This is a genomic window from bacterium, assembly GCA_021108215.1.
Classification (GTDB): Bacteria; Oederibacteriota; JAAXVQ01; order JAAXVQ01; family JAUVAV01; genus JAIORK01.
The window spans coordinates 18,863-37,559 of record JAIORK010000055.1 but is presented as its reverse complement, the minus strand read 5'-3'; the positions used below and the strand labels follow the sequence as shown (position 1 = coordinate 37,559).

The window sequence follows — 18,697 nt, the reverse complement described above, 5'->3', positions numbered from 1 at the left end:
ATATTTGCGGGGGAGGGGAGCATTAATGAATTTAAAAATCATTAATATACTTATATTTCTAAACATTTTATTAGTACCAAGTTATGCTAATTCCGAAACATCACTGGATAAAAAACAAAATACCCAGGTGTCTGATAATTATTTCGAATCAGATAATGGGCCATATCGATCAGATATAGGTGAATTTATATATGAAGGAACTAACAAAAACGGTGAGCGGGAAGGTTTGGAGAAAATATATTATAAAAGCGGAAAATTACGAGGAGAAGTAAATTATAAAAACGGTAAGCGAGAAGGATTGAGAAAAACATATTATGAGACCGGACAATTAATGGATTTAGATAATTATATAAACGGCAAGCGCGAAGGATTATTTAAAGGTTATTTTAAAAGCGGTAAATTAAATGGGGAGGGAATTATATAAATGGCAAGATGGATGGAGAAATTAAGGGCTATTTTGAGAATGGGAAACTACGAGATCTTGCAACTTATAGAAATGGTAAACTTGAGGGTCCATTTAAATGGCACCGTGAAAATGGTGATTTAAAAGAATACGGAACTAATCAAGATGGTAAACGCGAAGGTACGTGGAAGCTTTTTTTCATTACTGGAGGATATGAGTCCGGAACTTATAAAAATGGTAAACAACATGGGATATTTAAACATTACTCAGGAAATGATAAGCTTTTACGTGATATTACATACAAAAATGATCGCAAACACGGAATTGAACGAGAATATTGGGAGGAAACAGGATTTGTGAAATATAGAATAAAATGGAAGAAAGGTAATAAAGTTAAACAAGAGTCGTATGATATCAATGGTAATAAGTTAGGCAAACAATTTTTCTAAATGTTTGTATAGAGTTAATATCACCTGACGAAACTGTGGAAAAAACTGTGGTGAAGACTGTGGAAAAAACTGTGGTGAAAATTTTGGCCTTGATTAAAGATAACCCTAAAATCACTCAAAAAGAGCTAATGGATCAGACAGGTTTAACCCGCAGGGGCATTGAATGGAATATTAAGAAATTAAAGGAAGAGGGTTTGATTCACAGGGTCGGTTCTGCCCGGAATGGATACTGGAAATTGATTTAAATAAAGGATCCAATGTCGGCACATTTTTTCACTAAAACGCTATAAAGGAATTTATCATGCCTGATTTACAAGTTAAAATTTTACCGCTCAACACGGTACCGCGTATGCCCATCTGGACCCGGCTGGGATACCGTGAAAAGACGGCAGCCAAAGATGAAATTCTGCCTAAATATGAACCGATCATTGAGCGATTTGTCATGGAGAGCAAAGTCCGCGTGTTTTATATGGAGAAGGCATTTTCCATTGAACAGGATGTGATCGTACTGCCGGATTATCGTTTCCAGAGCAATTTGATTAGGGAGCGCTTTTCGAAAGCGGAGAAGGTATTTTGTTTAGGCGCCTCGGTGATGTTGGAAAATTATACAGAGCTACAGCACTACCAGGAACAGGGCAATATGGAGATGGCGAGTATTTTAGACGCAGTTTTATCTGAAAAAGTTGATTTTGGACTGGATTTTATTGAGCAGGAGATTGGCGTGGAGACACGCCGGACGGGGTGCTCCCTCGGCCGGCGTTTATCCTGCGGCTATGGTGATTTTTTTCTTTCCCATCAGCAGTATTTTTTTAAAGCATTGAACTTCGCCGCCTATGGCATTACTATAAATGATCGCAATATTTTATTTCCGGAGAAAACAGTGACGGCACTGTTGCCGGTTTTTAGAGGAGACACGGTAAATGACTGAACCCTTCAAGCAGATGCTGGATAAAAAAACGCTCCTGTTCGATGGTGCGACCGGAACCCTGCTCCAGAAATACGGCATGCCGGTCGGAGTCTCGCCTGAAGCATTTTGTATTGAACATCCCGAAATTATCCAAAGAGTCCAACGAGACTATTTTCAGGCAGGTGCGGATGTTGTCCTGGCCCCAACGTTTGGCGCCAACCGTATCAAACTGAAAAATTACGGTTTGGAAACCAAGGTCACTGAAATGAACCGCCGGTTGGCTGAAATTTCACTTCAGGTTGCCCGGGAAGAAAAAAAATGGGTTGCCGGTGAAATGGGACCCACAGGTATTTTTTATCAGCCCTTTGGAGAAACAGCATTTGAGGAAGGGCTGGAAATATTCGGGGAACAAGCCAAGGCTTTGGGAGAAGCGGGTGTTGATTTTATTGCCATCATGACCATGATTGATATCCAGGAAGCGCGGATTGCATTGCTGGCTGCCAAAGAAATGACGGATTTGCCGGTTGTGGTATTCATGACGTTTGATGAATCCCAGCGAACCCTCACCGGGAGTGATCCCTTGACCTGTCTTAATGTATTTCAGTCATTGGGTGCGGCAGGTTTTGGCATCAACTGTTCAACCGGTCCGGATAAAATGCTGGAAATTGTGAAAACCATTGCCCCCTGGGCCACGATCCCCATTTTTGTGAAGCCCAATGCGGGTTTGCCGGTGATACAAAAAGGTGAGACGGTTTTTCCCATGGCAGCCGATGCTTTTGCTGCATTTGCCAAACCGTTTTTAGATGCAGGGGTTTCAGGGTTGGGGGGGTGCTGCGGGACGACCCCGGAGCATATTCACTTGAGTGCGCAAGCACTCAAGGGGTGTAAGCGGGACACTACGGCAAAAGCGTCCTTGCCGCTGCTGATATCCAGTGCGCGCAAGAGTGTGCGTTTGGATGCCGGACAAGCTGAACCGATCCGGGTTATTGGTGAGCGGATCAATCCAACCGGAAAATTGAAATTACAGGAGACACTCAAGGCCGGTCAAATGGGATTGGTCAAGGAATTTGCCCGGGAGCAAAAAGAGCAGGGTGCGGATATTCTGGATGTGAATGTGGGCATGCCCGGGATTGACGAAAAAGCCGTGATGGTCCAGGCAGTCAAAGAACTGGCAGTGATTTCGGATTTGCCGCTCTGCATTGATTCAAGCAAGCCGGAAGTCATTGCAGCGGCTCTGCAGATTTATCCGGGCCGGGTGCTGGTGAATTCACTCTCAGGTGAGGCGGAAAAATTAGCGCACTTGGTACCGGTTTTGAAAAAGTACGGTGCTGCATTTATCACGCTGCCGTTGGATGATGCCGGCATACCGGAGACGGTGACGGAAAGAAAAAAAGTACTGAAAACGATTATTGCCGCCTGTGAAAAAGCCGGGATCGATTGTCAGGCGATGGTCGTTGATGGGCTGGTGATGACGGTTTCGTCCAATCCGGAGCACAGCCGAACGACATTGGAAACCCTGGCCTATGTTACCCGGGAATTGAAGCTCAATACTGTTCTGGGTCTTTCCAATATATCGTTTGGGCTGCCTGCCAGGGGATTGGTCAACAGTACATTTTTGGCCATGGCCGCCGGGCAGGGTTTGTCTGCAGTGATTGCGAATCCCGCAGTTGAGTTGGTGATGGATGTTAAGCACAGCGCGGAAGTATTGACCGGCCGTGACTTGCAAAGCAGGCGGTTTATTGCACGTTTTAAAGACAGCGCTGTTTCGGGACCGGCCGCCTCAACGAAGCAACCGGATCAAACGCCGACCGAGAGGGTTCAAGAATGTATTGTCAAAGGGGACAAGGATGTGGTGGAACCGTTGCTGCAGACATGTTTGGATCAGGGGACGAAAGCCATTGAAATTGTCCAGAAGATCATGGTGCCTGCCATTCAATTGGTTGGGGACAAATTCAATCAACGCGAGTACTTTCTCCCGCAGTTGATTGGATCTGCGGAGACGATGGAAAAAGGTGTTGCGTACTTGACACCCTATTTGAAGCAGGAAGATCATAAAAAAAAGGGGTGCGGCGTCATCGCGACGGTCAAAGGCGATGTACATGATATTGGAAAAAAAATTGTCGCACTTTTATTGCGGAACAATGGTTATACGGTTATTGATCTGGGAAAGTCTGTGGATGCGGAAACAATTGTTGAAAAGGCGATTGAACACAAGGCGGATTTTATCGGGTTGTCCGCTTTGATGACAACCACCATGACGGAGATGCCCAAGGTGGTGGACTTGGTACGCCGGCGTAAACTGCCGTTTAAGGTCGTTTTAGGCGGCGCGGTGGTGACGCAAAAATATGCCGATGAAATCGGCGCCGACGGGTATGGCGCGGATGCGGGCAGAAGTATTAAACTCATGGATGCACTGTTGCAAAAGCATAAGTAGTCGATCCTGAAAAACACGAAAAGTGTTGGGAATACTGAAGAAACAGTAAAAAAGACCTGTGCGTATGAAAATACAAAAATTACGCTATCGCCTGGTCAAACGATTGATCGCGTGAGCTGCCAAAGGACAAAGCACGGAACGGGGATGAGGATAGACAGTAAAATAGCGGACACGAAGGTGAGGTATCATCGTATCATCCGAATCCCGGCAGCGTACTTGCTCAATCGTTTGACCAGGCTTCATCATGAAATGAGTTTTAATTTGACTTTTTCAGTAGCGACTAAGTAGTTTTTTAAAAGGAAGGGACCATGACCGGCAAAATATTTATTGCTGCAACCAGACAAAATGTAGGGAAAACCTTGCTTTCTTTAGGTTTGATGGGTAATCTCCATCGAAAAAATCTTAATGTCGGATATATTAAACCCGTCGGTCAGCGTACGATTTTAGCGGATGGCGCTGAGGTGGATGAAGATGCCCTGCTCATGGAGCGGGTATTCCATACCCGGGCAATTTTGCAGGACATGAATCCGGTGAGAGTGGGAAAGGGTTTTACCGCTGATTTTATCCGGCATGGTCGCAATGATGCGCTGGAGAAAAATATTTTAGCGGCCTACCAGCGTATCAGCCAGAACCGTGATTTTGTCGTTGTGGAGGGCACCGGACACGCGGGTGTCGGGTCCGTATTGGATCTTTCCAATGCCCGGGTGGCCAAGCTGCTGGATACACCGGTGGTGATGGTGGCACCCGGCGGGGTGGGCCGGCCGATTGATGAAGTTGCGCTAAACTATGTTTTGCTGAAAGAAGCCGGAGTCCCGCTGGCGGGTGTTGTGGTCAACAAAGTTAAAACTAACAAATATGAACGCGTCCAGGAATTGGTTATAAAAGGATTTGAAAAAAAGGGGATCAAGGTACTGGGTGTCATACCCTTTGACGACGTTTTATCAGCGCCAACAGTGAGAGAAGTCATGGAAGAGATTGAGGGCGATTTGGTGAATCATGATCTTGATGAGCGGGCATTGGACGCACCGGTTAAGCACAATCTGGTCGGGGCCATGAGTGCGCATCAGGCGCTGGATTATTTTAAGAACGGATCACTTATTATTACACCGGGAGACCGGGAAGATATTATTTTGGCTGTCATCGGTATGGCGCTGGCTGAGGAAAATTCCGATATCGCCATGGTTTCCGGAATTGTTCTGACCGGGCATACCATTCCGCATCCGGCCATTTTGGAATTGATTTATCGCTCCCGAATTCCGGTGATTACCTGTTCGAAAGACACCTACACAGTTGCGTCTCAGATTCATGACCTGATGGTAAAAATATCACCTGAGGAAACATCAAAAATCGAGCATGCCATCAAATTGGTACATGATCACTTTGATTTTAAAGCAATTTATCCGGACTGGAAATAGAAAGCCGTATTTTTTTCGTGCGTGATTTTTCCAGCCATGCTATAATCTACAATCTTGTTTTTTTTGACCTATATATATAAAGAAAAATACAGTTATCGACAGCTATTTAAGGAGGGTCATTTATGGCGAGTCAGAAGACCAAGATAATATGGATCACAATGGCCGTGCTGGCGCTCGCTGCCGCAGCCATTATCGCCTCGATTCAGTTTCGCTCACCCCGTTCCTGGGAAAATAAACGAAAGATGATGATCAGTAAGTATTCCCGCATGCTGGTGGCCAAAGATCCCGTGCAGCGCCGGGAGGCTGTTCTCTCTTTGGGCGGTGTGGGAGATAAATCCGTTATCCCGCAATTACTAAAGGCTTTAAGTGATGAAGATGCCCGGGTTCGGGAAAACGCGTTGATTTCCATGCGCGCGTGGGGTGATGCCGCACAGCTTGAAAAAGTAGAACCGTTATTGGCGGATAAAGACGAGCGGGTTCGGGCCTCGGCGGTGTATACCTTTGGGAAATTGGGCACGAAGGATCATCTTCCAAAGATAAAGACTTTTGTGGGGGACCCCTCGGTTTTGGTCAGAGAGCAGACCATGTTGGCGCTGGGTAATTTTAAACAGGAAGCGGTTTTAACCGATTTATTTAAAGGGACAAAAGACGAAGATGTTTTGGTGCGTCGGCGTGCAATCTGGGTGCTGACAAAATATGATTCTCCCGAAGTGATTGATGCCATTATTGTAGCCCTGAAAAAGGATGTCCCGATGGTTCAAGGCGATGCCGCCATGGCATTGGGCCGGATGAAAGTGAAAAAAGCGGTGCCCGATCTTATTGCGGTGCTTGAAAAAAGTAAGGATGTTTTTGTAAGGCGTACCACCGTGATGGCCTTGGGAAGTATTAATGATCTGCGGGCTGAAACGGTATTGATAAAAGCTATGGGGGATAAAGAATCCACGACGCAGCGCGAGGCAGCCTTGGCGTTAGGGCGGTTGGGGACCGAGAATGCGCGTAAGGCGCTGGTACCGTTATTGAAAGTGAAGGACAAGGTTGTTCGTTTGGCAGGTGCTCATGCATTGGCGGAAATGGTCACTGCGAAGGATATGAAAATTGTGGACCAGATGGCGGGCGATGAAGATGAATCCATCCGCGAAGAAGCGGCCAATGCCCTGGGGCGTTTGAAAACTTCGACCTCGGTGGCCAAATTGGGAAAATTGATCTATGATCCTGCGGAGAGAGTTCGGTGGGCGGCTGTGGCTGGATTGGATGCCATCGGCAATGAAAAAGCTGAGGCAGTATTAAAAAAAGCCATGGATGAGGAAAAAAGCCAGTGGATTAAACGGCATATTGAAAACATTTTAAAACGTATGGAGACACAGCGGAAAACCGGGATTAAAATGATGCGTAATGACATGCCGGTACCGCCGGAAGATTTGTTGCGCAAAATTCAGCAGGGCGAAGATCCCGGCAAAGCACTGAAGGCATTGCAGGCTGAGCGGGAAAAAGCGGAAAAAGCGATGAAAGATGCAAAAAAGGCGGCAGAAAAAAAACAAATTAAATCGAAGCCGGCTAAAAAGAAATCCAAGAAAAAAAATAATATACGGAAAAATTGAGTGCCTATGATTTAAAACCGCGCTGGTGATCATCGGCGCGGTTTTTTTAATTACCGCCAACACAGTAATGCATGTGGAATATCGTACATTGGTTTTTTAGTGAAGGATTTGTTAATTGAGTATAGGTTGATGATAGGTATCGCGCGAAAAAGGGAGAAACGCATGTCAAAAAAAATGATGAGTGATTTGGATATTGCCCAGTCCGCACCTTTAAAACCCATTACTGAGATTGCCCGGGCGGCAGGTCTTTTAGAGGATGAATTGGAACAGTATGGTAAATACAAAGCCAAAGTGAGTCTGTCTGCCATTGCACGGCTATCTGATCGTCCCTTGGGTAAGTATATTGATGTGACGGCGATCACACCCACACCCTTGGGCGAGGGCAAGACGGTCACGACGATTGGCGTCTCCCAGGCATTGGCAAAAATCGGCAAAAGTGTTGTGACCTGTATCCGACAACCGTCGCTGGGTCCGGTGTTCGGTATCAAAGGCGGTGCTGCCGGCGGCGGGTACTCGCAGGTCATCCCCATGGAAGATTTCAATCTTCATTTGACCGGTGATTTGCATGCTGTTTCCATGGCCAATAATCTTTTGGCCGCTTATATTGATTCCCACATCCTGCATGGCAATAAACTCAACATCAATCCTTTTTCCATTACCTGGAAACGGGTTGTTGATATTTCCGATCGGGCCTTGCGTCAAATTACTGTTGGTTTGGGAGGGAAAGAAAACGGCTATCCGCGGGAAACCGGATTTGATATTGCCGTCGCCTCGGAAGTTATGGCGATTCTGGCACTGGCCAGTGATCTTCAGGATATGCGAAAAAGGCTGGGTGAGATCGTGATTGGGACTAATTGGGATGGCAAAGCAGTCACGGCTGAAGATTTGAAATGTGCCGGTGCCATGGCGGTCCTTATGAAGGATGCCATCATGCCCACCTTGATGCAAACACTGGAACATACTCCGGTGCTGGTGCATGCCGGACCGTTTGCAAATATTGCGCCGGGTAATTCTTCGATTATTGCCGATCACTTGGGGTTGCGTATGGGTGAGTATGTGGTGACGGAAAGTGGTTTTGGTGCAGATTGTGGCTGTGAAAAATTTATGAATATTAAGTGCCGCTATTCAGGTTTGAAACCGGATGCTGTGATTTTGACTTGTACGATCCGGGCATTGAAGATGCATGGCAATGCGTTTTCTGTTCGGCCGGGAAAGCCGCTTGATCCGGAAGTTGTGGCCAAGCCCAATGATGAGGCGTTGATAAAAGGGTGTGAAAATTTGCAGCAGCATATCCATGCGGTTAAACTGCATGGGGTACCGGTGGTGGTTGCGCTCAACCGTTTTCAGACGGATACGGATCATGAAATTGAGCTGGTGAAAAAACAGGCCCTCCAATTCGGCGCCACTGCGGCTGTTCCGTCCGATGTTCATGCTCGTGGTGGTGAGGGCGGCAGAGAATTGGCGGAAGCAGTGGTGGCGGCAGCTGATCAAAAAAGTGATTTTAAATTTTTGTATCCGCTGGACGCATCGATAAAAGAGAAAATTGAAACCATTGCGGTTCAAATTTACGGTGCATCGGGTGTGGATTATCTTCCTGCGGCTGAGAAAAAAATCGAGCTCTATAATACCCTGGGTTATGACAAACTGCCGCTGTGTATGGCCAAAACGCATCTTTCCCTCTCACATGATCCGAAGCTCAAAGGGCGGCCAAGCGGTTTTAGAATTCCGGTGCGGGATATTCAAGCCAGCGTGGGGGCGGGTTTTCTCTATCCCCTGTTGGGTGATATGCGGACCATGCCCGGTTTGCCTTCTGTGCCGGCAGGCAATCAGATTGATATTACCTCCGAGGGTAAGGTGGTTGGATTATTTTAGAATCTCGGGAAAAAATGTGATAAGCTAATAGTATAAAGAGATAGGAAATGAAAATAAAGCTTATTTTTCAGGGAGAATAGTGATGCGTTTATTTCTTACAATATATCTATTCGCACTATGTGTTTTGATGGGGTTCTCCTCTTTACAGGCTGCCGTACCGGCAGCAGATGTTGCACCCATGATTAAAAAAGACCGTCCAACAAAACCCGCTGATCAGCTTCAGGCTGATTTCAGACCAGAGTCACTTAAATTACCCCCGAAACCATGGAGAATTCCCCAAGCGCCGTTGGATATGCGGGGCCGGGGCGTTTCTTTATTTTATTTAATCCCCTATAAGCGTGTCCAGTCAATACTCCCAACAAAAATAAAACCCTATCCAGGTGGTGGAAAAACATGGTTTCGGGTTGATGTTATTGAGTGGACGATTATCCGATCGCGTTTAAATCCGGCCAAAAAAATGAAAAAATTTGTTGAAATGACATACCGGTTTGAAGTGATGCAGGCGGGGCAGCGTGCCAGCTATGTATTGAAAATGTATGCGGATACCGGATGGCCGGTTCTTTGGAGCCGAAAATACGGGGAGTACAATGCTTTTCCGGCAAATAAAGCCAATGTTAATTTTTCTCCGTATATTCATTTTTTTCAGCTTGTGCGCAAAAAAAATACAGTGGCGGTTGTCCACGCGGAACCACGCGAGGGTGTGAGCGCGCAGATGAATGATTTGTTTGGCAAAAGAAAAAATATCGAGTTGTGGAGTGGGAGTGAGCGGGACATCACGGCTTGGTATTCCGATGATTCACTGGTCATTGTAGACCGCCGGTTTGAAACTGAAATTAAAAATGCAGAGGTTAAATCACTGTTACTTCCGGAACCGATTCAATGGAAAATTTTAAGTGAGGATGAGGTTATGCAGCCGGACAAGGTTTTTATTATGGAAAACATTACCGGATATTGGAGTGAATCCGCAAAGTAAACAGCTAAAAAAGTTTTTAATATGTTCGCCGAGAATTCCCCACTCTGAGGGAATTTGAATAAACTCAAAGGTGTTGAATGGATCATGATGCCAACCCTTCAGCAGGTTGTAGCCCGTCTGGATAAAGAATTGAAAACGGACACTATTGTAGATCAATCCCTCAACGGCCTTCAGGTTGAAGCGGTAGGACGCGTTGGACGTGTAGCGCTTGCAGTTGATGCAACCCGGGACACTATTCAAGCTGCTGCTGAAAAAAAAGCTAATTTGCTTATTGTTCATCATGGACTTTTTTGGGGGCAGGCGAGTTGTTTGCGTGGACCGCTTTACCATAAAGTCCGGCACTTGCTGGAAAATAATATCGGACTCTATGCCAGCCATCTACCATTGGATCTTCACCCAAAACTGGGGAATAATATTTTGTTGGCAAAGACGCTTAACCTTAAGCAAACAAAGCCTTTTGGTAATTATCATGGCATTACCATTGGTATCGGCGGGAAGCTGGACAGGCCGGTCAGTCAGGATCGACTGGGAGAGCATTTAAGTAAGATTACAGGCGGGAACCATCGTGTTTTTGGGTTTGGTAAAAAAGAAATTAATAAAGTGGCGATTATTTCCGGTGGCGGTGGCGATATGGTAACCGAGGCTGCATGTTTTGGATATGATGCGTATATTACAGGCGAGATTGCTCATCAGGTTTATCATATTGCCAAAGAAAATAAGATCACGGTTATCACAGGCGGACATTATGCAACCGAGACCTTGGGTGTGCGTGAATTGGGGCGATTTTTAGAAAGAATATTTCAAATTAAGTGCTTTTTTCTAGATTTTCCCACAGGTTTATGAAAAGGTGAGTATGTTTTATTATTGTTTTTAAATGATTTTATTTGTTTTTATAGCAACCAGGCAGTTTTCCACAGGCCTTGTGGAAAACTGCCTGGTTGTTTTTTGATTAAGTACTTGATTTTGCATCTTAAATAGTGTTTTATGAAAAGCATAATCGGTGAATAGTATCATTTTGAAAGGTTTCATATATATATGGTCAAGCAGAAGCGTGGATTTTTTATAACGCTGGAAGGACCCGATGGGTCTGGAAAGAGTACCCAATTTAAGCAATTGGCAAAGCGACTGCGGGATGCCGGCTTTAAGGTGACGGAAACCCGTGAACCAGGGGGGCACCCCTTGGCAGAAAAAATACGAAAATTATTATTAGAAACATCAGGCGTGCCGCCGACTCCCAAAGCGGAATTGATGCTTTTTTTGGCAGCTAGGGCACAGCATGTTTCGGATGTCATCGCACCGGCATTACTGAATAATCGGATTGTTTTATGTGAACGTTTTCATGATTCAACAGTGGCCTATCAGGTCGGAGGAAGGAAATTACCGGCTGCTTTTGTTGAACAGGCCAATCGTTTTGTCACCGGAGGCATTCAACCGGACCTTACACTTTTATATGATCTGCCTTTGGAAAAGGGACTCAAGCGGGCATTTCAAGCCAAATCCGGGCATGACCGTATGGAAGCACAACCCTCGGCTTTTTTAAAAGCTGTGCGCAAAGGTTACCGGGATATCGCGAAAAAGCATTCAAACCGTGTTTGCCTTATTCAGGCGGATCAGCCGCTGGAGAAGGTGATAGAGCAAAGCTGGGAAAAAGTCATGAAAAAAATGAAATGGATCCGGAAGCGCTGTCATGCCGTTTAGTCAAATCAGAGGGCAGTCCCATGCGGTTGATTATCTCAAACGTTCATTAGTCAACCGGCGTATCGCGCATGCCTATCTCTTCTCGGGCCCCGAAGGCGTCGGTAAAAAGACAACAGCGATTGCCTTGGCCCAAGCGTTGAACTGTCAAACACCGGAAAACAATGATGCTTGCGGCGACTGCTTGGCCTGTCGAAAAATAGCGGTCAATACACATCCGGATGTCCAGCATATTGGGCCGGATGGCCAGTCGATAAAAATAGAGCAAATTCGAGAGCATCTGCAGCGCGAGGTGATTTTAAAACCTTTGGAAGGCAAGACCAAGCTTTATACGCTTGATCCGGCGGATGCCATGACACTTGAATCCGCCAATAGTATCTTAAAGCTGTTGGAGGAGCCGCCGGAAAATGTTGTCATTGTATTAATATCCAGCCGCCCGTTTTCTCTTTTGGAGACGATCCGGTCCCGCTGCCGGGAAATAAGGTTCCGTGCACTGGAAAAAAAGGTGCTGACCTCATGGTTGGTTACGCGTCTGGAAATTTCTTCAGAAGAAGCCGCAACCCTGGCAATGCTTTCCGGGGGACGGCCGGCAGAGGCCTTGCGGTTGGCTGATCCGGAGTTACAGGAATTGCGTCATAAAGTACTGGGCATGGTGCGCGAAATTCAACCGGGTCAGTGGCCGGTGTTGGCAAACCAGTTGGGAGACTACCGCACCGAACTGCCTGAAATTTTTTCCTTTTTGCTAACCTGGTACCGGGATTTATTGGTACTGCTTAAAAAAGGGGGGCAGGGCGTAATCATCAATCGTGATCAGATGGAGGCGCTGGAACAGGCAGTCCGGCAAGAAACAGCGGAAGCCCTGGTGGAAAAATGCAGCGTATTACTGCATGCGCTGGAACAATTGAAAAGAAATGTTAATAGTCAGTTGCTGCTGGAGAATTTATTTATACGGCTCGAACGACCTTTGCAAGGCATCTAGCCAAGCGGGTGTTCGTGTTAGCACGATAATAAAAATGTAGAGGTGTTACAGTGCCGGAAGTAATAGGTGTTCAATTATTAAAAGGCGGCGGTGTTCATTATTTTCTCGCGATAAACGAAAAATTGTCCCTGGATGCCTTTTGTGTGGTAGAGGGTGAACAGGGATTGCAAATCGCACGGGTGGTGAGGGCGGCACGTGAAATTCCGGAAAATCGGGTACACGCAACGATGAAGCGGATTGTACGCGCCGCAACCGGCAGAGACCATGAGCAGTTAAAAAAGAATACGAAAAAGGAGCAAGAAGCCCATAAGCTCTGTCGCGAAAAAGTGACCCGGAAAAAAATGCAGATGAAATTGGTGGATGTGAGTTATACCCTGGATAGCCGAAAAGCGGTATTTTTTTTTACTGCAGAAAACCGGGTTGATTTTCGGGAGTTGGTCAAGGAATTGGCCCAAGCACTTAAAATAAAAATTGAGATGCGTCAAATCGGGGTTCGTGATGAGGCGCGGCGGCTGGGCGGAGTGGGTTGTTGCGGCCGGGCGTTATGCTGCGCCACGTTTCTGAAGGATTTTGCCTCGGTATCCATCCGCATGGCCAAAGAGCAAAACTTATCGCTTAATCCGACCAAGGTTTCCGGATTGTGCGGGCGTTTGATGTGTTGCCTTGCATATGAATATGAAGGGGCCAGCGGAAAGGGAAAAAGAAAAAAAAGCCAGGAGAATACATCCGCCGAAACAACCACCAAGCAGATGAAGGCCCCCTGCAAAAATTGTGAAACAACCTGTCGGGAAAAGGATTTGATGCCTGCGGCAGAGACGATTAAGCAACCGGCTGAATCTTCACCGGTCCCGCAACCACAAGGGGATACGGCACGGCAGCCAAACGTACAGACCCCGCAGAATCAGCACCGTGAGGGGCCAAAACCCGGAAAACGCCGGAGTAATTTTAGGCGCAAGGGAAATCGCAATCATAAAAGAAATACTAAAAGCAGCACTTAAACAAGAATAAAAAACAGGTGATAAAAAGAAGGCTGAAGAAGGGGGTAAGGGGGTGTCTTTGAGTAAACGATTTTATATTACAACCGCAATTACCTATGCCAATTCAAAACCGCATATTGGTCATGCGTATGAAGAAATAGCAACAGATGTCATGGCCCGTTGGAAGCGCATGACAGGTTATGATGTGTGTTTTGTAACCGGGTCGGATGAGCATTCGGCCAATGTTGAGACACGCGCCGCAGAACTAAAAAAGACACCGGCCGAATATTGCGACAATATGGCAAAGATATTCCAGGAAACGTGGCAGGCGCTGGAGATATCGTATGACCGCTTTATCCGTACTTCAGAGCCCGGGCATCATACGGCCTCCCGGGAAATGGTGAAACGGGCTTCGGAAAACGGGGATATTTATAAAGGTCACTACGAGGGTTGGTACTGTGATTCCTGTAACAAATATTATCAAGAACTCGAATTGACGGATGGGAATTGCCCGGACCACGGCACCAAACCCAGATGGCTCGCTGAGGAAAATTATTTTTTTAAACTTTCCAAGTATGCCGATTTATTGTTGGAACATATTGAATCCAATCCGGAATTTATCCAACCGGCATCTCGACGCAACGAGATTATCAATGTTGTCAAGGGCGGGCTGCAGGATATTTCCATTTCTCGCGCGACCGCCAAGTGGGGGATTCCGTTTCCAAATGATGACTCACATATCATTTATGTGTGGTTTGACGCTTTAATTAATTATATCTCAGCGCTGGGATTTCCTCAAGACATGGCGGATTTTGAAAAATATTGGCCTGCGGATATTCATGTTATTGGCAAAGATATCACCCGGTTTCATTGTGTGATCTGGCCGGCCATGCTGATGTCGGCAAAACTGCCATTGCCCAAGCGGGTTTTCGGGCACGGTTTTATTTATCTCAAAGGCGAGAAAATATCCAAAACCCGCGGCAATGTCTTAGATCCGATGGATATGGTGAAAGAGTATGGTGTTGATCCGTTTCGCTATGTTTTAATCGCCGCCAATAATTTTTCCGGGGACGGTGATTTTTCTGAAGAAGAGATGGTCGGGCGTTATAACAGCGATTTGGCGAATGATATGGGTAATTTATTAAATCGCAGCCTGACCATGGTGGAAAAATATTGCGGGGGCCGGGTGCCGCAAATTGACCAGGCAACGAATAAAAATGTTCTCCGGGAAATGGCGGACAGCTTATATGAAAACTGTGCGGCACACATGGAGCGGCTGGATTTTTCAGGTGCGCTGACGCTGGTTTGGGATCTGGTTAAGCGGGCCAACAAGTATATTGAGGAATCATCCCCCTGGACATTGTTTAAAAATCAGGAGCAAGAAAAAGTTGATCTGGTTATGTATAATCTACTGGAGGTCCTGCGGCTGGTTGCCTGCTATATTCAACCGGTGATGCCCGGGACCACACCGCGGATTTTAGAGCAGCTGGGAGACGGTTCTCCCAACCGGATTCCGGTATTTCCGGAAGAAGCCGGCTGGGGAAAACTGTCGGCAGGTCAAATGATTGCCAAAAGCGGGCCGCTGTTTCCCCGTTTGGAAAAGGAAAAAAAATAACGTGACATCCGTCAAAACAGGAACAGGTTTGATTGATACCCACGTACATTTAGAGGACGAGGCGTTTGCCTCGGACCGCGAAGCGGTATTGGAACGGGCCGAACACAGCGGTATCGTCGCGATGGTGAATGCCGGATCAACGGTTGCAGCCAATCGAGAGGCATTTAAATATTTTAAAGATCGAAAAAATATTTTTTTTGGTGTCGGGCTGCATCCGCATGAATTCCCCGGAACATCGCCGGAATCCTTTATTGAACTGCGTGATCAATTGAGCCGGGATAAAGTTGTCGCGCTGGGGGAAATTGGCCTGGATTATCATGTTTTTCCAGACTATCCAGCGCCGGACCGGGCGGCTCAGCAACAGGCGTTTTCACAACAGCTGGAAATTGCCCGGATCTTTGAATTGCCCGTTATTGTTCACGTGCGGGAAGCCGATGAGGATGCATTGCGACTTTTAGAAAAAGCCGGTCCTTTTCACAACGGCGGCGTGATGCATTGTTATTCAGGCGGGATGACGTATTTATCACAAATCATGGAGCTGGGATTTCATATAGGTGTCGGCGGACCGCTGACCTATCCGAAATCCCAGGAAATCCGTGAGGTTGTCCGCCAGGTGCCGATAAAACGGTTGCTCCTGGAAACGGATTGTCCTTATCTGCCGCCGCAGAGCAACCGGGGTAAACGAAACGAACCAGCCTATTTGGCGGAAGTTGCCCAAGCGGTTGCAGAAGTTCGCGGCATTACCGTAGAAGCATTGATGGAACAAACCAGCGCCAATGCAAGGAAATTATTTAAACTGGATTCAGGGACCGGGCGGCTGGTGTATGAAATTAAGGGACATCTTTATATTAATTTGACCAATCGTTGCAGTGCCGATTGTACGTTTTGTCCCCGCCACACGCAACGCCAGGTTCAAACCTATGACCTGACATTGGAGCGGGAGCCAAGTGCGGCAGAACTCATAGCGGCCATGGGCGATCCGACCGTTTTTTCAGAAGTGGTGTTTTGCGGGTTCGGCGAACCGCTGTTGCGGCTCACGACGCTTTTGGAAGTAGCCCGGGTGGTGAAAGCCAAAGGCGGCCGTACGCGTGTGGATACCAATGGACATGCGGATGTAATTTACCAAAAAGATATTCTTCCGCAATGCAAGGGCTTGATTGATGAATGGTCGGTTTCTTTGAATAGTTCGGATGAGAAGCAGTACGACGCATGGGTGCGGCCTGCGGCCGGCCAGGGTGTTTATTCGGCAGTCCAGGCATTTATCGGCCGTGCGGTTCAGGCGGGATTTCCGGTAACGGTAACCGCCGTTGAAATGCCTGCGATGGACGTCGAGAAACTAAAAACAGTATGTCACCAACTGGGGGCCCGCTATCGCGGACGCGCCCACCAGCGTTTGGGGACACCGGAAGACGTCCGGTGTTTGGACTGACAATTCTGCGTGTGGGTGCGGGAAACGGTATGGCTGATGAATAAAAAAACATCGGGAGGATTTTTTTCATGGCAAAAGCATTTTTAAAAAAAGTGGTCAAAGAAAAGCAGGCGGAGGTGGAAAAAGCACAAAAAAAAGCACCTCTTGAAAAGCTTCTCAATGAGATGCTGACATTACCTCCTGTGCGTAATTACCGGGAAGCTATTTTTAATTCACAGAGAATAGGTGTGATTGCAGAGATTAAGAAAAAAGTTCCCGGGTCACCGTCCTGGAAACCGCGGATTCAGATGGAAAAATTAGTCAAAGCCTATGAGGCGGGTGGCGCGATGGCTTTGTCTGTGGTAACTGATATCAAATATTTCGGCGGCAAGCTTTCCATGATTGAAGAAGTCAAGGAATATACCAACTTGCCGGTTTTGCGCAAGGATTTTATTGTCGACCCATACCAGTTGTATGAATCACGCGCTGCCCGGGCGGATGCGGTTTTATTAATTGCCGAGGCCATTCCGGATAAAAAATTACCGCGTATGATTGAGATGACCGGCGGCCTGGGCATGACACCGGTCGTGGAAGTACACTGTGTGCCGGATTTGAAACGCGCCTTGCGTGCCGGTGCGGATGTTATTTTAATCAATAATCGTGATTTGAATTCACTGAAAGTGAATATGTTGACCGTAGACCGGATTGCCAAAACAGTGCCGCGGGACAATCTCGTGATCGCTGCCAGTGGTTATAAAACGCCGGAAGATGTTGCCAAGATAACGTCGGACCGGGTGCGTGCAGCATTAATCGGACGGGCTTTGGTGAGTCATAAGGCACCGGCATCCCTTATTCAGGATATTATTATTGCTGCAGAAAAATTATGACCCGTATTAAAATTTGCGGCATCACCCGTGTGAGTGATGCCCGGGCTGCGGTTCGCTATGGTGCGGATGCGATTGGGTTTGTTTTTGCACCTTCGCTGCGGCAGGTGACAATTCGTCAGGCGGCCGCGCTCGTCCGGGTATTGCCAGTGCATGTTTTGCGGTTCGGTGTTTTTGTTGATCAGGATCCGGCATGGATTGCTGCGGTGGTAGACGCAGTTGGATTGGACCGCATTCAGTTTCACGGACAAGAATCCAACCAAACTTTGAAAAAATTTGCCTGGTCTCGTGTGATTAAAGCATTGCGTCCGCAACCCGACGCATCCTTGCCGGTAAAAGATCCCGCCTCGGCGGCAAGTGCTTATCTGGTGGATGCCCTTGTTCCGGGTCAGGCAGGCGGGACCGGCCAATTATCAAATTGGCGGTTTGCCCGTACTTTGAAAAAATTTGGCAAACCGGTAATTTTATCCGGGGGTCTGCATGCCGGAAATATTTCGCAAGCGTTGATAAAAATGAAACCCTATATGGTGGATGTTTCTTCGGGCGTGGAAATTCGGCCGGGAATAAAGAACCATGCAAAAATGAAGCAATTGATTCAGATGGTAAAAGCTTGATTGACAGCGGCCGCAGGCTGAATAAAGGTGAAATCACAGGAGGCGGCAAAGGTGTCAACGGTTTATCGTGCCAGCGCGAACACAATGGGCAGCCTGCCCGGCGAATGCCGAGTGCCGGGTAAGCCTGTGGATTTTTATCGGGAAGCAATTAATTTAACCAACTTGGTTGAGTATCAAGACGGTGCGGTGGTGAGTAAGACGGTTTTGGATAAGACGATTGGCAATATTACTGTTTTTGCTTTTGCGCAAGGCCAGGGTCTTAGTGAGCACACCTCGCCGTATGATGCTTTTGTACATATTTTTGATGGCGAGAGGCGGCCATTACCATAGAACAGGATACCCGGACAGTCAAAACCGGAGAGATGATTATTATGCCGGCTGAAGGTCGAGGTGCCCTTTAAGATGATGTTGGTCATGATTTGGGAAAAATCCGAGGATTGATATCAGATTTATGCATGCAGTTAAAAGCGACTA

Annotated in this window: 17 protein-coding genes and 1 pseudogene; all 18 read left to right on the top strand. The window is 46.9% G+C overall.

Annotated features, from left to right (window positions below; translation table 11 throughout):
* The first annotated feature begins 25 nt into the window (after positions 1–25).
* A complete protein-coding gene (locus K8S19_12960; GenBank protein MCD4814586.1) occupies positions 26–424 on the top strand; it encodes a hypothetical protein in 399 nt (132 codons plus the stop codon).
* An 8-nt stretch (positions 425–432) separates the two neighbouring features.
* Positions 433–852 carry a hypothetical protein gene (locus K8S19_12955; protein MCD4814585.1) on the top strand — a complete coding sequence of 140 codons (420 nt, stop codon included), beginning with the start codon at positions 433–435 and terminating at the stop codon, positions 850–852.
* On the top strand, positions 843–1,097 hold the full coding sequence (locus K8S19_12950) for a winged helix-turn-helix transcriptional regulator (protein ID MCD4814584.1): 255 nt from the start codon (positions 843–845) through the stop codon (positions 1,095–1,097). The genes K8S19_12955 and K8S19_12950 overlap by 10 nt, the downstream gene beginning before the upstream one ends.
* A gap of 56 nt (positions 1,098–1,153) precedes the next feature.
* Complete coding sequence (locus K8S19_12945; protein ID MCD4814583.1) at positions 1,154–1,780, top strand: hypothetical protein; 627 nt, start codon at positions 1,154–1,156, stop codon at positions 1,778–1,780.
* Positions 1,773–4,193, top strand: a complete 2,421-nt coding sequence (locus tag K8S19_12940) for a homocysteine S-methyltransferase family protein (GenBank protein MCD4814582.1) — start codon at positions 1,773–1,775, stop codon at positions 4,191–4,193. The genes K8S19_12945 and K8S19_12940 overlap by 8 nt, the downstream gene beginning before the upstream one ends.
* Before the next feature lie 308 nt (positions 4,194–4,501).
* Positions 4,502–5,608, top strand: coding sequence for an AAA family ATPase (locus tag K8S19_12935; GenBank protein ID MCD4814581.1), 1,107 nt, complete (start codon positions 4,502–4,504; stop codon positions 5,606–5,608).
* A gap of 122 nt (positions 5,609–5,730) precedes the next feature.
* Positions 5,731–7,206, top strand: coding sequence for a HEAT repeat domain-containing protein (locus tag K8S19_12930; protein ID MCD4814580.1), 1,476 nt, complete (start codon positions 5,731–5,733; stop codon positions 7,204–7,206).
* Between the two features lie 174 nt (positions 7,207–7,380).
* Positions 7,381–9,078: a formate--tetrahydrofolate ligase gene (locus K8S19_12925; GenBank protein MCD4814579.1), complete on the top strand. Its 1,698-nt coding sequence runs from the start codon at positions 7,381–7,383 to the stop codon at positions 9,076–9,078.
* An 82-nt stretch (positions 9,079–9,160) separates the two neighbouring features.
* On the top strand, positions 9,161–10,051 hold the full coding sequence (locus tag K8S19_12920; protein ID MCD4814578.1) for a hypothetical protein: 891 nt from the start codon (positions 9,161–9,163) through the stop codon (positions 10,049–10,051).
* 54 nt (positions 10,052–10,105) lie between these two features.
* Complete coding sequence (locus K8S19_12915; GenBank protein ID MCD4814577.1) at positions 10,106–10,894, top strand: Nif3-like dinuclear metal center hexameric protein; 789 nt, start codon at positions 10,106–10,108, stop codon at positions 10,892–10,894.
* Between the two features lie 192 nt (positions 10,895–11,086).
* Complete coding sequence (gene tmk / locus K8S19_12910; protein MCD4814576.1) at positions 11,087–11,749, top strand: dTMP kinase; 663 nt, start codon at positions 11,087–11,089, stop codon at positions 11,747–11,749.
* Positions 11,739–12,725, top strand: coding sequence for a DNA polymerase III subunit delta' (holB, locus tag K8S19_12905; GenBank protein MCD4814575.1), 987 nt, complete (start codon positions 11,739–11,741; stop codon positions 12,723–12,725). The genes tmk and holB overlap by 11 nt, the downstream gene beginning before the upstream one ends.
* Before the next feature lie 50 nt (positions 12,726–12,775).
* Positions 12,776–13,723 (top strand): hypothetical protein, encoded by a 948-nt coding sequence (locus K8S19_12900; GenBank protein MCD4814574.1) that lies wholly within the window; start codon positions 12,776–12,778, stop codon positions 13,721–13,723.
* Positions 13,724–13,781: 58 nt separating this feature from the next.
* Positions 13,782–15,317, top strand: a complete 1,536-nt coding sequence (gene metG / locus K8S19_12895) for a methionine--tRNA ligase (GenBank protein MCD4814573.1) — start codon at positions 13,782–13,784, stop codon at positions 15,315–15,317.
* 1 nt (position 15,318) lies between these two features.
* Positions 15,319–16,746, top strand: a complete 1,428-nt coding sequence (locus K8S19_12890) for a YchF/TatD family DNA exonuclease (protein MCD4814572.1) — start codon at positions 15,319–15,321, stop codon at positions 16,744–16,746.
* Positions 16,747–16,814: 68 nt separating this feature from the next.
* Entirely contained in the window at positions 16,815–17,612 is a 798-nt protein-coding gene (locus K8S19_12885; GenBank protein ID MCD4814571.1) for an indole-3-glycerol phosphate synthase TrpC, read from the top strand.
* On the top strand, positions 17,609–18,223 hold the full coding sequence (locus tag K8S19_12880; GenBank protein MCD4814570.1) for a phosphoribosylanthranilate isomerase: 615 nt from the start codon (positions 17,609–17,611) through the stop codon (positions 18,221–18,223). Before K8S19_12885 ends, K8S19_12880 begins: the two co-directional genes overlap by 4 nt.
* An 84-nt stretch (positions 18,224–18,307) precedes the next feature.
* Positions 18,308–18,664 (top strand): annotated as a pseudogene (locus K8S19_12875) (cupin domain-containing protein).
* Positions 18,665–18,697: the final 33 nt, after the last annotated feature.

Bases quoted from the DNA above. Each gene is read 5' to 3' on its own strand.
- K8S19_12945 (MCD4814583.1), top strand. From the start codon at position 1,154: ATGCCTGATTTACAAGTTAAAATTTTACCGCTCAACACGGTACCGCGT.
- tmk (MCD4814576.1), top strand. From the start codon at position 11,087: ATGGTCAAGCAGAAGCGTGGATTTTTTATAACGCTGGAAGGACCCGAT.
- K8S19_12955 (MCD4814585.1), top strand. From the start codon at position 433: ATGGATGGAGAAATTAAGGGCTATTTTGAGAATGGGAAACTACGAGAT.
- K8S19_12925 (MCD4814579.1), top strand. From the start codon at position 7,381: ATGATGAGTGATTTGGATATTGCCCAGTCCGCACCTTTAAAACCCATT.
- K8S19_12920 (MCD4814578.1), top strand. From the start codon at position 9,161: ATGCGTTTATTTCTTACAATATATCTATTCGCACTATGTGTTTTGATG.
- K8S19_12935 (MCD4814581.1), top strand. From the start codon at position 4,502: ATGACCGGCAAAATATTTATTGCTGCAACCAGACAAAATGTAGGGAAA.
- K8S19_12885 (MCD4814571.1), top strand. From the start codon at position 16,815: ATGGCAAAAGCATTTTTAAAAAAAGTGGTCAAAGAAAAGCAGGCGGAG.
- K8S19_12960 (MCD4814586.1), top strand. From the start codon at position 26: ATGAATTTAAAAATCATTAATATACTTATATTTCTAAACATTTTATTA.
- K8S19_12940 (MCD4814582.1), top strand. From the start codon at position 1,773: ATGACTGAACCCTTCAAGCAGATGCTGGATAAAAAAACGCTCCTGTTC.
- holB (MCD4814575.1), top strand. From the start codon at position 11,739: ATGCCGTTTAGTCAAATCAGAGGGCAGTCCCATGCGGTTGATTATCTC.
- K8S19_12880 (MCD4814570.1), top strand. From the start codon at position 17,609: ATGACCCGTATTAAAATTTGCGGCATCACCCGTGTGAGTGATGCCCGG.
- K8S19_12930 (MCD4814580.1), top strand. From the start codon at position 5,731: ATGGCGAGTCAGAAGACCAAGATAATATGGATCACAATGGCCGTGCTG.